Genomic DNA, 14,630 nt, shown 5'->3' on the forward strand with positions numbered 1-14,630 from the left:
ATTGGTCGCGGATAGGCGGCAGAAACCAGCCGGGCCGGATCGCTACCGCCAAACGGGCTTGCAGCTACTCGACTGAAAAGTCGCGCATCATGCCCATGTCTTCGTGTTCCAGATTATGGCAGTGGTACATGAACAAGCCTTTGAAATCCTGGAACGGCTTGATGATGCGTACCCGCTCGCCGGGCATGACCAACACGGTATCCTTCCAGCCGCCTTCGATGAAACCGTCTTTGACCGTGGCGTAACCATCGCCCTCGCCCATGCCAACAGTTCGGCTCAGGATCTGAAAATATTGGCCGTGCAGATGGATCGGATGCGCCATCGACATCATCATGCCCATGTTGCCGCCCATTCCGCCCATGCCCATCCCGCCCATCTGGTGGTCGCCGTGATTCATGCCGCCCATCCCCATCCCACCCATGCGGTGGCCGCCGCTACCGCCGTGGGCGTGGAATATTTCCATCAGTTGCACGGTATTGAACGGAATCCGTTCGCTGGGCAGGATGTCGTTATAGGCGTAGGGCCGGCCGTTCAACACCATTCGCATCGGCCCTTCGGAGATGCCGATCGGCACCGGTTTAGCGGGATTGGCGGTGTCGTGCAATGTGTAACGTTTGATTTGCGCCAGACTGTCGGGCAATTTCGGGCTGTCGCCGATTTGCCGCGTTACCTTGATTTTAAAAATCGGGTAGTCGCTGCCCATCGGCAAGGCATTGGCGTGCATACCCATGTCGCGGCCGCCGCCGTGTTCGCCGCCGCCCATGCCGCTCATCATCCGCTCGGCCATTTTCGGCAACGCGCCGGAAAAAGAACGGCTGCGCAGTACCAGTTGCGAGCCGACTTTACGCCCGCTGAAATCCGCCCAGATATCCAGACGTTCGCCGGGGGCCAGCATCACGTAAGGTTTGTTGACGGGCACTTCCAGCAAGCCGCCATCGGTGCCGATGACGGTCAACGGGGTATTGTCGTCCCAGGCCAGCTTGTAAATGCGCGCCGTTGAGCCGTTGAGGACGCGGAAACGGTAAGCTCGACTGGCGACGTCGAGCTGAAAATCGGATTTGCCGTTGACCAGGATGCGGTCGCCGTAAAATCCCATCATCCGGTCGTGCATGCCGTGCACGTATTGCAATTGGTTGCTGGCGTCGAAGCGGCGGTCCTGAATCACGATCGGCACTTCGTATTCGCCGCTCGGCAACTCCAACCGCCGCTCTTCGGTATCGTTGACCAATATCGCCCCGGCCAGACCGTGGTAAACCTGCTTGGCGGTTATATTGTGCGGATGCGGGTGGTAGATATTCATGCTGGCCCGATTCAGCATCTCGAATTCATAGACGAAGCTCTGGCCTTGGTCGATCGCATAAAGTGGGTGGCCGTCCATTTCCGCCGGTACGTGCAAGCCGTGCCAATGGGTGATGGTCGGCTCGTCGAGCTGATTGTGTAGGTTGATACGGATTTTCTGGCCTTTTTCGAAGCGCATCAGCGGCCCGAGGTAAGAGCCAGGGATCTCGGCCAGAGTATCGGCCGGACCTTTCGCCAGTTTGGCGAAATAGCGTTGCACCCGGGTGGTTTGGCCGGGCAGAATCGCGACATCAGACGGCCGGCAGAACAAGTCCAGCTCGACATCCGGATGAAAGTTCGGTGATGCCTTGAACGGCGCCATTTTCGGCATTTCTCCCATGTTCTCCATGGCCCGCAACCAGCCGGGCATGCTGGCGTAAGCCAACAAACCCACTCCGGTTTGGGCAAAGAATTGCCGGCGCGATGTATTGAATTTATTTAACATGTCCCCCTCCTGTTACGTTTTTCTAGTTATTGCCACCCTGAGCGGATAGCGCTTAAACAGTCAGACCTAACAAATATTAGACTACTCTAATTTTTGAGCCGGTTTGGCGCTTCACCTCGTCGGCGTCCGGCCGAAGACGATGAATGCGCCGGCCTATCCATGCCAGTAACGCTGCCGCAGCCAGCCCGCCCCAGAGCCGCTTTTCGGCGATGATCTCGACCAATTGCACCGCGGATACCGCGGACCACACTTCGCCGGTTAAAGCCTGCGACAGCACGTAAACGGCCACCAACACCACAAACCAGCCGAAGCCGCGACGTAAAACGGCCGCACTGAGAAAATTGGACAGCCAAGCGCCCACGCCGCTACCGGCCACGGCGCCGACCGTCACCACCGCCGTCAACGCCAAATCCAGTTCGGCGTGGTTGATATAACCGCTGAAACCGGCCACGGCATTCATTACGATCACCAACAACGAGGTACCGATCGCCGCCGGCATCGGCAAGCCGACCCAGAGCGTCAAGGCCGGTACGATCAGAAAGCCGCCGCCGACCCCGACCAAACCGGTCAAGCCGCCGACCAGAGCGCCGTCGAACAGCAGCCGCGACACCGGCGTCCGCAACGGGCACATCGGCAACGGCTGCAGGCCGGGCGCCGGCTCAACCGCCGCTTTCTTCAACATCATCGCCAGACCGGTAGTCAGCGTGACCAGGCCGAACAACACCATCAGCCAGTCTCCCGAGATATGGCCGGCCAAACGCCCGCCGCCAAAGGCGCCGCCCATGCCGGCGATGCCGAACACGACGGCGCTTTTCCAGCAGACGTGGCCGCGCCGGGCATGCGGTATCAATGCCATCAGGCTGGAGACGCCGACCACGACGAACGATGTGGCGATTGCGGTCTTCGGCGCCACCTGCAACACATACACCAGCATCGGCACGGTCAGGATCGAGCCGCCGCCGCCCAGCAAGCCGAGCAGTAAGCCGATTCCGATCGCCAAACCCAGAGCGGTCAGCATCTCAGCGCTCCTAGCTCAACAGGCCGCACGCCTGGTTGGCCGGCAAGGCTTGGTCGATGAATTTCGGATAGGCCAGTTTCAGTTCGCTCATGATGGCGATGAACTCGTCGCGGCTCTTGCCGCCGCCCAAGCGCGGATTTTTCGCCATCTCCTGTTTGATGGTGGAAACGGTATTGCCTTGGTAGTCGTGGCCGGGATAAACCAGAGTATCGGGCGGCAGCGTAAACAGTTTGTCGGTGATGCTGTCGTAGAGCTGACCGGCATCGCCTTGTTGAAAATCGGTCCGGCCGCTGCCGCCGATCAGCAAGGCATCGCCGGTGAAGACCCGGTCCGCCATCACGTAGCTGACGCAGCCGTTGGTATGGCCGGGCGTATGCCGGACTTCCAGTTGCAAATCGCCGACCTGCAACGGCACGCCGTCCGTCACCAGCAAGTCGGCGCAGATCGCGCCGGCATCGCGGTGCACCACGCTTTTGCTGCCGACCTTTTCCCGCAGCAAGCCGGAACCGGTAATGTGGTCGGCGTGAACGTGGGTTTCCAGGGTATAGACCAGTTTCAAATCCAGGCTTTGCAACAGCTCCAGGTACAGCGGCAATTCCGACGCCACCGGATCGATCAGGCAGGCGCGGCGGGTCCGCTCGCAACCGAGCAAATAGCTGTAAGTGGCGGTTTCGGTTTCGAAGAGTTGTCTGAAAATCATGACTTGCTCCGTTTATCGCAAAATAAGAATAAGTTAATGTTTCTATATCAAGACTCATGCCAGTTTCACCATGCGGTTCGCAAACCGCCAGCGCGACGCTCAGGCCGCAGCGGCAGGAACCGCCAGAGCTAGACAATTGTTTTGACTAAAAAATTTCGCGTGCTTGTCTCCGACTGCCGGTAACCGATCCAATCGGGGGCCGGCTGGCCGCTGGCGCTGCGTTTCAAAATGAAACACTGAAACAGGAGTGATACACTTGAAACAAAACTTGAAACATTACGGAGCAAACACATGGCCTTTTCCTCACCGCAGCTGAAACGCTGGCTTGGGCAAATCGGCGCCGATCAAGTGCTGGAGGTGATGACAGATTTATTCGAAACCGGTGCGGTGTTCATCGTCGACGCCAACAGCGACATCCTGCTGTGGAGCAAAGGGGCCGAACAACTGCTCGGCTTGAGCGCCGCCAGTGCGGTAGGCAAGCCGTGCAAAACCGCTTTGAATTGCGACAACGGCAACGACCCGTGCAATCTGGCCCAACTTGGCATCGTCAAAGCCCAGCCAGTCCGTATCCAACACCCGGACGGGCGGACGCTGGATTGCTACCGTACCGCCAAAGCCTTTTACGACAATGCCGGCAACTTCGCCGGGGCGATCGAATATCTGCAGCCGCAACATCAAACCGCGGGATTGCCGCAGCCGACCGGGGAAACCTTCCACGGCATTCTGACCCGCGATCCGAAAATGCTGGAAGCGATCCAAATCATCCGCAACGTCGCCGCGACCGAAGCCACGGTATTGATCCGCGGCGAATCCGGCACCGGCAAGGAAATGGTGGCACACGCGCTGCATCTGGAAAGTCCGCGCCACTACCAGCCGTTTCTGGCGATAAATTGCGCGGCACTGACCCCGAGCCTGCTGGAAAGCGAACTGTTCGGCCACGTCAAGGGCGCCTTTACCGGGGCGGTGCGCAACCACGCCGGGCTGTTTCAGCGCGCCAACGGCGGCACCCTGTTTCTGGACGAAATTGCCGAGCTGCCGCTGGAGTTGCAAGCCAAGTTGCTGCGGGTGTTGCAGGAACGCAATTTCATTCCGGTCGGCGGCGACCACCCGGTCAGCGTCGATGTCCGCATTATCGCGGCCACCCACCGCTCGTTGCGGGAAGAAGTCAAGGCCGGCCGTTTCCGCGAGGATTTAATGTATCGGCTGCGGGTGGTGCCGATCTTTCTGCCGCCGTTGCGGGAACGCCGCCTCGATATCGGCCTGCTGTTACAGCACCTGATCAATCGGCACAACCTGCAGGGCCATCGCTTCGTAGACCGCATCGCGCCGGAAGCGATGCGCTTGTTGCTGGATTATGATTGGCCCGGCAATGTCAGAGAATTGAATAACGTAGTCGAATACGCCTATGCCGTCGGTCGCGGCGGCGAGTTGAGTATCGCCGATCTGCCGCCGGAATTCCGCGAACCGGTCCGTCCGCCGATGCCGCAACCGACCCAACCGCTATCGCGACCGAAACCGGCCGCCGAAGCGGCGCTGATCCGGGAAGCTTTGGAAATCGGCGCCGGCAATCTGGAGCAAGCGGCGCGCTATGCCGGCATGAGCCGCGCCACATTCTGGCGTAAACGCAAAAAATACGGACTTTGAGGTCTTGCCCGCCGCCGCGGCGACGCCAGGCGAATGTTTGGCGCGTCGCCGCGCTGTGGTATAGTCGGTCGACCGAATTGCCCATATGGGCAATATTGCCTAGTCGATTGGGTGGGTATAGTGCGAAACAGCTTGAATTTGTTGGCATTCCGAGCCAACGGGAGCTGCGGCGCCGCGAACGCGGCGCATGGCGCAAATGCAGGGAGATTCGGCCGGATGGGCGATCAAGCACTTGCAATGTATACGGTAGCTGGAAGCTTGGAGGATGACGTTTCATCCTTTTCCGGCCGGGCTTGCACAAAGCCTTGTCACAGCAATACAGAACGAGATTTTTATGAACTTGAAACGCCACGCCCTAACGGCACTCTTGTTGGTTCTAGCTAACGCCCCAGCCGGCGCCGACCAGGCAAACCCCGTCAATCTGGCCCAAATCCGCCAAACCGCAGCCGATTTCGAACACGGCCGCCTCGTCAAACAAGACTACCGCCAAGCCTTCGACATGTACTGCCAAGCGGCGCTGCAAGGCGACGCCGAGTCGGCTTACAGCATCGGCTTCATGTACTTCAACGGCCGCGGCGTCGCCCGCAGCCTGCCGCTGGCCAGCCACTGGTTCAAACAGGCCGCCGACCGCGGCGACACCCATGCCAAAAAGATGCTGACCCGTTTCGGCGATGGGATCCCGACCAACGATCCGGCCTGCCAACCGCCGCCGGTAGCACCCGAGATCAAACTGGTTGCGGCGCCGAATCCGAACCGCGAGCTGGTGGAAAGCTGGGTCAAGCAAATCGCCCCGGTCTACAGCATCGATCCGGCCTTGGTCATGGCGGTGATTCAAGCCGAATCGGCCTTCAACCCCAGCGCCTTATCCAATAAAAACGCCCAAGGCCTGATGCAACTGATTCCGGCCACCGCCGAACGTTTCGGCGTCAAAGACAGCTTCAATCCGATTCAAAACATCAAGGGCGGCACGGCTTATCTGCACTGGCTGTTGCGCCATTTCGAAGGCAAGGTCGATCTGGTCCTGGCCGCCTACAACGCAGGCGAAGGCGCCGTCGAGCGTTACCAGGGCATCCCGCCGTACCAGGAAACCCGCAATTACGTGAAGCATATTCTGGCCTCCTACCAGAAACCGACTCACCCAGTACCGCCGGAACAACTGCAAACCAAGCTCACCATCGAACAAAAAACCTAGCCCGGCAATCTGCGCGATGGTTGCCGGAGCGGCCGCTCAGCCGCGGCTGCTATGCGACTGTTTATAGCGGGCCACGCTGGCCATGATCTCCTGCCTAGCATCTTCCACCCCGCCCCAACCTTCCACACTGACCCATTTGCCTTCTTCCAAATCTTTGTAATGCTGGAAGAAATGGGTGATTTTGGCCAGCTTGTCCGGCTGTAAATCGCGGTAGTCGGTGACGTGGTTGTAAAATGGCGTCAGACGCGGCATCGGTACCGCCAGCAATTTCGGGTCCGGGCCGGCCTCGTCTATCATCTTCAAAATACCGACCGGACGGCAGTTGATCACGCAGCCGCTCAACAACGGCGCCGGGGTAATGATCATCACGTCCACCGGGTCGCCGTCCTCGGATAAAGTCTGCGGGATGTAACCGTAATTGCACGGATACTGCATCGCCGTGCCCATGAAACGGTCTACCGTCAAGGCGCCGGTGTGTTTGTCCACTTCGTATTTGACCGGATCGCTGAACGCCGGAATTTCGACGACGACGTTAATTTCGTAAGGAATATTGCCGCCCGCGGCCACTTGCATGAATGACATCAAATCCTCTTTGAGTAAGCTGGAAACGCTGTCATTATAGCCGCCGTTACCGCTGAAACAGGATTAATCGAGTGATAGGCAGTCTGGAAAAAATGCGCAGCGAACTGGCCAGCCCGGTGCAATACAGCTTGCCGGTGGGCGAGCAACAACTCCCGTTAAATCCGCTGCTGGGCAAGCCGTTGACGCTGCGCCACACCGGCAAAATCTTTTGCGTGCATTGCGCGAAAAAGACCAACAAAAGCTTCAACCAAGGCTATTGCTACCCCTGCTTCATCAAACTGGCGCAATGCGACATGTGCATCATGAAGCCGGAAACCTGTCACTACGCCGCCGGCACTTGCCGCGAACCGAGTTGGGGCGAGGAATTTTGCTTTCAACCGCATATCGTCTATCTGGCCAACTCGTCCGGCATCAAAGTCGGCATCACCCGCCGCTCGCAAATCCCGACTCGCTGGATCGACCAGGGCGCCGTGCAAGCCATCCCGGTATTCGAAGTCGCCTCCCGCCACTTGTCCGGCCTGATCGAAGTCGCGCTGGCGACTCACGTCAGCGACAAGACCAGTTGGCAGCAAATGCTGAAAAACAACACCGTCGAACTCGACCTGCCGGCCTTGCGCGACGAGCTGCTTGGCAAGTGCCAGTCCGCACTGGCTTCGATAACCGAGCGCATCCCGGGACACCCGCCAACCTTGCTCAGCGATGCCGCAGCGCTGCAACTGAATTATCCGGTGCTGGAATATCCGACCAAGGTCAAATCCTTCAACATCGACAAAGACCCGACCGTCTCCGGCACCTTGCTCGGCATCAAAGGCCAATACCTGATTTTTGACAGCGGCGTAATCAACATCCGCAAATACGCTGGCTACGAAATCGAAGCCGAAGTTTGACGCTCGGTATAGACGGGCGCCAGACTTTGTAGCCTCGATTCCATCGACGCTACTCGCTTATCCCATTGACTTCATCACTCCATCGTGGAAACAGCATGCCGCTTACGTTGGCCTCGGGTAAAGCTTCAATCGCCGGGCAAGTCCTTCATAAATCCGCATCGCCGCTTGGCGGGTTTCCGGATTGATTTTCAACAAATGATCCTCACCGTCAATCGCGGCAACCAATGCGTGATATAGCGGGGCGAATTTCATTGGATATTGCCTGGCTTCCATAGTATGGCGTAATGCTTTCCCCTGACCGTGAACGACGACATACCAGAGCAGTCTCTGCAAATCGTCGAGGTAGTCTGTCCAAAGCAATTCATCCTCCCGTTCCACTGCCGCACCTATATGATCGAACATACTTTGCCAGCGCGTTAGTTGCGGCTCACCCAAAGTGTTCAACGCCTGCAATAGATCCCGCCCGGACAGTGAAATGCCGTTTTCATACGCCAGCGCATGGCCCACCTGCGCGAGCGCCATCGGTATATTCTCTGTGTGCAACGCCAGCGCGTACGCATAGTTCGCATGCAGCATTTGCCTGCTTTCTGGTGAGGGGGTTTTAGCCAAACCATCTTCAAAAGCCTGCAGCGCCTTAGTCGGCGCGCCTTGCTTGTCTAAAAACAAATTGCCCAAGCTGTTTAGCACCACGGCGACTGGCTCAAGCAACGCCGCTTCCGTGGCCGAGCCAAAGCGTTCGACGACATCGTCGTAGACCTTGATTGCGTCCTCTGCTTGCCCAAGCTGACCCAACCTGCTGCCCTTGTTGACCAGCGCCCAGACGACTTGCTCAAGCAGCGTCACTTCCATGGTCGCACCAAAGCGTTCGACGACATCGTCGTAAACCTTGATTGCCTCCCCCATTTTCCCAAGTTCACCCAACCTGATGCCCTTGTTGACCAGTGCCCAGGCGATTTGCTCAAGCAACGTCACTTCCATGGTCGCACCAAAGCGTTCGACGAGATCGTCGCAGACCTTGATTGCCTCCTCCAATTTCCCAAGCTGGCCCAACCTGAAGCCTTTATTGACCAGTGCCTTGGCGACTGGCTCACGCAACGCCACTTCGGTCGCCGCACCAAAACGTTCGACGACCTTGTCGTAGACCTTGATCTCTTCCTCCAATTTCCCAAGCTGGCCCAAACTGAAGCCCTTGTTGGCCAGTGCCCAGGCGACTGGCTCGCGCAACGCCGTTTCCGTGACCTCGCCAAAGCGTTCTACGACACCGTCGTAAACCTTGATTGCTTCCTCCGCTTGCCCAAGTTCACTCAACCTGATGCCCTTGTTGACCAGCGCCTGGGCGACTGGCTGGTAGAACGCCGCTTCTGTAGCCGCGCCGAAGCGCTCGACGAGATCGTCGTAGACCTTGATCTCGTCCTCAGGTTTTCCTAGCTCGCCCAAAGTGACGCCCTTGATGAAAAGCGCTGTGCTGACTGGTTCAAGCAACACCACTTCCGTCGCCTCGCCAAAGCGTTCGACAACATCGTCGTAGATCTTGATTGCGTTCTCCGATTTCCCACACTCACCCAAAGTGATGCCCTTGTTGACCAGTGCCCAAGCGACCTGCTCGCGTAACGCCGTGTCCGAGGCCGCGCCAAAGCGTTCGACAACATCGTCGTAGATCTTGATTGCGTTCTCCGATTTCCCACACTCACCCAAAGTGACGCCCTTGTTGACCAGTGCCTTAGCGACTTGCTCAAGCAACACCACTTCCGTGGCCGCGCTAAAGTGTTCGAAGACATCGTCGTAGACTTTGATTGCGCCCTCCGATTTTCCAAGCTGGCCCAACCTGATTCCCTTGTTGACCAGCACCTTAGCGACTAGCTCGAGCAACACGGCTTCTGAGGCCTCACCGAAGCGTTCGACGACATCGTCGTAGACCTTGATCTCGTCCTCCGATTTCCCGAGCTCTCCCAAAATGATGCCCTTGTTAAAAAGCGCCATGGCGACTGGCTCGCGCAACTCCACTTCTGTCGCCTTGCCGAAGCGTTCGACGAGATTGTCGTAGACCTCGATCTCGTCCTCCAATTTCCCAATCTCGCCCAACCTGACGCCCTTGTTGAACAGTGCCCGGGCCAATTCGAGGCGCGACGCAAGTTTACTGGAACCGCTCAATCGCGCTATTGTGCGGTCTAGCTCCTCAATAGACTCAGCAGGTGAAGTGGCTTGTTCTGTTTCAGGAGCGATTTTCCTGTCGGCATCGATGCTGCGTAAATCCTGAATCGCTGCATCATATTCCTCGACACTGCCAAGACGCCGGCACTGCAGGTCGGCATGTGCTATCAATTGATTTCTTAAGTGACTTTGGCGCATGCCGCTCGCTAAGGCCAAGGTGTAGCCCGGGTCAGCGTGCCCGTCTTGCAGCACCGCGCGAGCAATGGAATGGCGCTCCCTTGGGCTGAAGCAGGTTTGCAGGAACACCGCCAGAAACTTGATGCTTTGGCGTGCGCGGCGCGGGCCGTTACGCATCAGGTACCAGATATTGAAGAAGCGTTCGCTTACTTGATAGCCGTTGCGCCCCTTCTTCCGTCCGCTGAGCGAAACAGTTTCGACGTATCCGGCTTTTTCCAGCCGCGAAAGCTGGCTGCTCACAACTGTGGTGTCGAGACCGGTCGCCTCGCCCAGCATGGCCGAGGTCATCGGGTCCCAATTCAAGGCCAGGGCATCGAATACGGCCCGGCTCTGAATCGGCAGCTCTTCCGTGCGCGCCTGATACCAGCCGGTGAAGGTATCGAGCATGGCGCTCAGTTGCGACAGGACATCGGCACTGGCGTGCGATTCCAGCACGCTGTAAAGCACGCCCAGCGTGCGCGGGTTGCCCCCGGCCAAGGTGTTGAGTGCCGCCACTCGACCCGGATTGTCTGCAATCAGGTCCAACACCTTCTTGCCCGCCTCGCCCCGGTTCTCGGCGCGCACGCGCAGGCAGTGCATGACTTCTTTGTCATCCAGTTTATCGAGGGTCTGGATTCTGAAAAAATCGTAGAACGCCGCCTGGTGATCGTGTGTCGATTCCGGATAACGCGATGCGGCAGCAATCAGGATCGGGCCGCCAGCGCTCTGCAAATCGTTTCGCAACGACCACTGATGGTTCTCCGGCAGGCCTGCCAATAGCGAATCCAGATTGTCGATCAGCAGCAGCGGCCGTCTGTCCAGGCGTTCACAATGCTTGTTGAACGCCTGCTTTGCCGGTTCTCCGTCCTGATCATCACGCTTCAAGGCTTGGCGTGGTAAATGCCGTTCCCATGCCGCGTCCAGCGCTTCAATTTCTTCGTCCTCTGCCTTTTCGTCCTCGCGAACTTCAAGCAGCGATTGCAGGCAATTGCGCCAGAACACGTCCAGGCTGATGACATTATGTTGCTCTTCGCGAAACGATAAGGCGATCAACCGACTGCTGAGGTCTGGTTCCGTTCTGATGGCAATGGCAATTCGGCGCAGCAGACTGGTTTTTCCGTAACCGCGCGGCGCGACGATGAGGTGATGGGTGGCGGGGCGGCTTGGCTCAAGCAGGCGAAGCTGGCGCAGAAAGAAATCCAGCACGCCGCGCCGGGCGACAAAGTTCGCCAGAAAGTCTTCTTCTTTCTGGGACTGAGGGTTGAAGTGAGTGAAGTCCATGGTGTGGCGTCTATGAAAATGAAGGGTTTAGTCTAGGCATTTGCTTGCGGCGGAAAGCTGGTCCACCAGCGGCGCAGCAGTACATTTCTAAACGCCGCAACGGGCGTGTCCGCGCCCCAGTCATCAATCGTGATAAAGCCTTCCGCATCCAGGCGCATCAGCAGTCTGCGTAGCGACTCCCGCGTGAAGCTGGGCTGGTTGACCGCCGCAAGCACCCTATCAATATCGAGCCCCTGTGGATGCGGTGCCAGTGAGTTAAGTACGGCGATGGCGATAGCACGATCAGTATCCGGGTAATGCTTTCTTAGATGCTCTTCCCATACTCCGAAAGTCGCCAGTTCGTTGGGCTGCAATAGGCGCGCCATGGCTGCTTCTATCAAAGCAGTGGCATCCTGGGCGTTTTCAGTGGGCGTGCCGGCAAGCTTCTTGGCCAGGGCCTCCAGATAGTAGGCTGAGCGCCAACCTACGGCCTGAACTATCGCGTCCGCCTCCGCGACGGTAATCAGTTGCCGATCCACCAGCCGGCCCGTTTGCGCCAGGTCGATGACAAAATCGCGCGCTTGAATTTCACTCAGCGTCGTCAGGCCATAGGTCTGGAACTTGGCCAAAACACCCATGTAGTTGCCCGCTTGCGCCAGAGGTTCCAGGCCGATCGAGCCGGTGATCAACCAACGCACTTTTGGAAAGTCGACTCGAAGGCGGCTGGTGTGGTTCATGAACGTTCTTGCCGCCTCGATGCCTTGCGGGCCTTGGTCGTGCAGAGCTTTAAGGAAGATTGGAAGCTCATCGATCAGCAGCAACCAGCGTCGATTCGGGTCCTCATGCAAGGCTTTGATCAAGCGCTCGAAATAGGTCTCGTGATCGAGCGTGGTGAAGGACTGATACCAAGCACCGTTGGTGTCGGTGCGCGGGTCGATTGCTTGTCCTAGCCGTTGGCTAAGCCAGGCAACGATATTGTTTCCACGCGATCTATGCTTGCCAATCTGGTCGCATAGCTGGCGAAAGAATCCCCGGGTGTCCTTGCAGCCGGCGACTTCTACCTTGATGGCTTCCCAGCCATGCGCGTGTCCCGCTTCGACCAAACGCTCCAGCACGAAGGTTTTGCCCAAACGGCGCGGCCCCGGCATTGAAATATCGATGCCAGCATCGATCAGTTTATAGATGGCCGCGACGTCATCGTTTCGACCGTAAGATTTGCTGGTGTAGTCCATCGCCCGCCCCTGTGGTTATCAAGAGACATGATTTTAAGACAGAATTGTTTTAAAATAAAAATGTTTTAAAACAATTCTGTCTTAAAATAAAATTGGACTCTCCAAAAAAGTCGCTGGTAACTAGTGCAAAAGATTGTGTTATCACCTTAAGTCCTGCGGCGGTTTGCTGTCGCGAAACCGCCCTACAACGCTTTTGATCGAAAAACTCCTGATAAATCGCCAATTCAACGGCCAACCGCTCAGTCCCGTCCGGCCAACATTGCCTTGCTGACCAACGGAATTGGCGGCGAGCCATAGCTTAAAAACGCGTCGTGAAATTCGCGCCAGGCGGCGCGGCCGCCGCGCTGGGCACACCAGTTGTCGCGTAATTGCCGAATCAGCAATTTACCCAAGGTGTAATTCAGATAGGCTGGATCGAAAGTGCCGCGCGCGGCCTGCTGGCGGGCGTTGCCTGGGTCGCGAAACGCTTGCTCCCGAAACATTTGCTCGGCCTGTTCCACGCGCCAGCCCTGGGTGTGCAAACCCAACGCCGCCAGAAAACGCACGTCGCGCAGCAAGGCATTCACCAACTGGCCGATGTGGGTTTCAGGATCGCCATTATTCAGGCCGGCCTCCCAGACCAATTCCTCGGCGTAATGCGCCCAGCCCTCGGAAAAGGCATAACTGCCGAACAACTGCGCAAACTTGGAGCCGGCCCGGTGGGCGTGTAAAAACTGCAGAAAATGGCCGGGCCAGACTTCGTGCGCCGATACGAACAGCAAATTGGCCTGGCCGGGTAGATAGGCCGCTTGCTCGGCCGCAGTCCAGGCCGGGTCGGGCGGCGCCACGTAATACACCGACGGCAAGCCGTGCTCGTAAGGCCCCGGAATATCGATGTAAGCCAAATTCCAGCGGGCATAAGGCGGCGACGGCGCGACGGTTGCTTCGTCGTCACTCGGAATCGTCAGCAATTGCCGCTCGGCGACGAAGGCTTTCAAGTGTTTGAGTTGCTCGGTGGCGGCAGCTACCGGACCGGCCTCAGGTTTATGCGCCTCGGCCTGCGCCACGCACTCGGCCGTGGTCGATGAGGGTGCGAAGCGGCGGCAGGCTTGGGCCAATGCTTTCTGATTGCGCTGCAAATCGGCGCGGCCCATCTGCTCCAGTTTCGTTAGCGGTATCTCGACGGCTTCGGTGTCGGCCAGCATTCGGCTGAATTTTTCCAGACCCAATGCGAAATCCTCGGTCGCCGTCGGCCTTTGCTGCTCCAGCCAAGCCACCAACTCGCGCAGCGCCTGCGCCGCCGGCCCGACCTGTTCGGCGAATTCGCGTTGCAGCGTTGGGTCGGCGACGCCGGCAAACGCCGCCTTGGCCTCGGCTTCGTAAAACTTGGCCAGGCCGCCGAACACGGTCTTGCCGATATCAATATAAGTGCGCGGTAGCGGCAATTCCAGATTGGCGCGAATCTGCGCCGCGGCGCGCGGCACGTTGCCGGCATAGGCGATGAAGGCCCGCATCCGCTCTGGCAACGGCGCATAGGGCCGGCTGATGTAAAGGTTCGGGTCCAGCGCGCCGGCATAAAACTGCGGGCTCTTGATCGGCCGCCGGGCGACTTGGCGCCAGAACAATTCCTTGGTGACGGTCGCCAGCAAATAATCGCGCTCGAAACGTTGCGCCGGCGTCAGCGCCTGGTCCGGATACGCCAGCGCCTGCAATCGCTGCGCTTCCAGCCAGCGTTCGGTGCGGCGTAAACCTGCCGGGCTCCAGTCCGGCAAACGGCCGTCGAACTCGTGCCGGCCGGCCTCGGCGGCGAAGGTGGGCTGTTGTTCGAAATAGCCGGCGATGAATTCTTCGACGAAGGTTGGCCAGGCGGGTGGTTTGCTATCTGCAATAGAAAGAGGCGTAAACAGCATCAGCCAGCAACTTAGCCAAAACGATCCGGTCCGGCTGCAACGGTTAGACTCAGTCATCGTGCCTCCCACATAAAAC

General features: G+C 58.3%; 10 protein-coding genes. 3 read left to right on the forward strand and 7 right to left on the reverse strand.

Translation table 11 applies throughout. The features are described 5' to 3' along the window. Positions 1–64: 64 nt before the first annotated feature. From AC0IM9_RS07715 to AC0IM9_RS07725, 3 genes are all read right to left on the reverse strand, one after another. Positions 65–1,783: a multicopper oxidase family protein gene (locus tag AC0IM9_RS07715; RefSeq protein WP_482803602.1), complete on the reverse strand. Its 1,719-nt coding sequence runs from the start codon at positions 1,781–1,783 to the stop codon at positions 65–67. 76 nt (positions 1,784–1,859) lie between these two features. Further along, on the reverse strand, positions 1,860–2,801 hold the full coding sequence (locus AC0IM9_RS07720) for a sulfite exporter TauE/SafE family protein (RefSeq protein WP_482803603.1): 942 nt from the start codon (positions 2,799–2,801) through the stop codon (positions 1,860–1,862). Positions 2,802–2,811: 10 nt separating this feature from the next. Continuing rightward, entirely contained in the window at positions 2,812–3,501 is a 690-nt protein-coding gene (locus AC0IM9_RS07725; RefSeq protein ID WP_482803604.1) for an MBL fold metallo-hydrolase, read from the reverse strand. Positions 3,502–3,792: 291 nt separating this feature from the next. On the opposite strand from AC0IM9_RS07725, the gene AC0IM9_RS07730 reads away from it, so the two are divergent. Beyond that, complete coding sequence (locus AC0IM9_RS07730; protein WP_482803605.1) at positions 3,793–5,145, forward strand: sigma-54 interaction domain-containing protein; 1,353 nt, start codon at positions 3,793–3,795, stop codon at positions 5,143–5,145. A 334-nt stretch (positions 5,146–5,479) separates the two neighbouring features. After that, a complete protein-coding gene (locus AC0IM9_RS07735; RefSeq protein WP_482803606.1) occupies positions 5,480–6,337 on the forward strand; it encodes a transglycosylase SLT domain-containing protein in 858 nt (285 codons plus the stop codon). Positions 6,338–6,373: 36 nt separating this feature from the next. Here AC0IM9_RS07735 and ppa read toward each other — a convergent pair whose 3' ends face one another. After that, positions 6,374–6,919, reverse strand: a complete 546-nt coding sequence (gene ppa / locus AC0IM9_RS07740; protein WP_140912521.1) for an inorganic diphosphatase — start codon at positions 6,917–6,919, stop codon at positions 6,374–6,376. Between the two features lie 71 nt (positions 6,920–6,990). Here ppa and AC0IM9_RS07745 point away from each other — a divergent pair, with 71 nt between their 5' ends. Beyond that, on the forward strand, positions 6,991–7,806 hold the full coding sequence (locus AC0IM9_RS07745) for a DUF2797 domain-containing protein (protein ID WP_482803607.1): 816 nt from the start codon (positions 6,991–6,993) through the stop codon (positions 7,804–7,806). A gap of 102 nt (positions 7,807–7,908) precedes the next feature. Here AC0IM9_RS07745 and AC0IM9_RS07750 read toward each other — a convergent pair whose 3' ends face one another. The 3 genes from AC0IM9_RS07750 to AC0IM9_RS07760 all read right to left on the reverse strand — a co-directional run bounded on the left by AC0IM9_RS07750 (position 7,909) and on the right by AC0IM9_RS07760 (position 14,611). Next, complete coding sequence (locus AC0IM9_RS07750) at positions 7,909–11,454, reverse strand: hypothetical protein (protein ID WP_482803608.1); 3,546 nt, start codon at positions 11,452–11,454, stop codon at positions 7,909–7,911. Between the two features lie 32 nt (positions 11,455–11,486). After that, the gene (locus AC0IM9_RS07755) at positions 11,487–12,665 is read right to left on the reverse strand and encodes a hypothetical protein (protein WP_482803609.1); all 1,179 of its coding nucleotides are present in this window, start codon (positions 12,663–12,665) and stop codon (positions 11,487–11,489) included. A 239-nt stretch (positions 12,666–12,904) separates the two neighbouring features. Next, the gene (locus AC0IM9_RS07760) at positions 12,905–14,611 is read right to left on the reverse strand and encodes a DUF885 domain-containing protein (protein ID WP_482803610.1); all 1,707 of its coding nucleotides are present in this window, start codon (positions 14,609–14,611) and stop codon (positions 12,905–12,907) included. Between the last annotated feature and the right edge of the window lie 19 nt (positions 14,612–14,630).

This window comes from Methylomonas sp. Uni0011 (assembly GCF_056850255.1).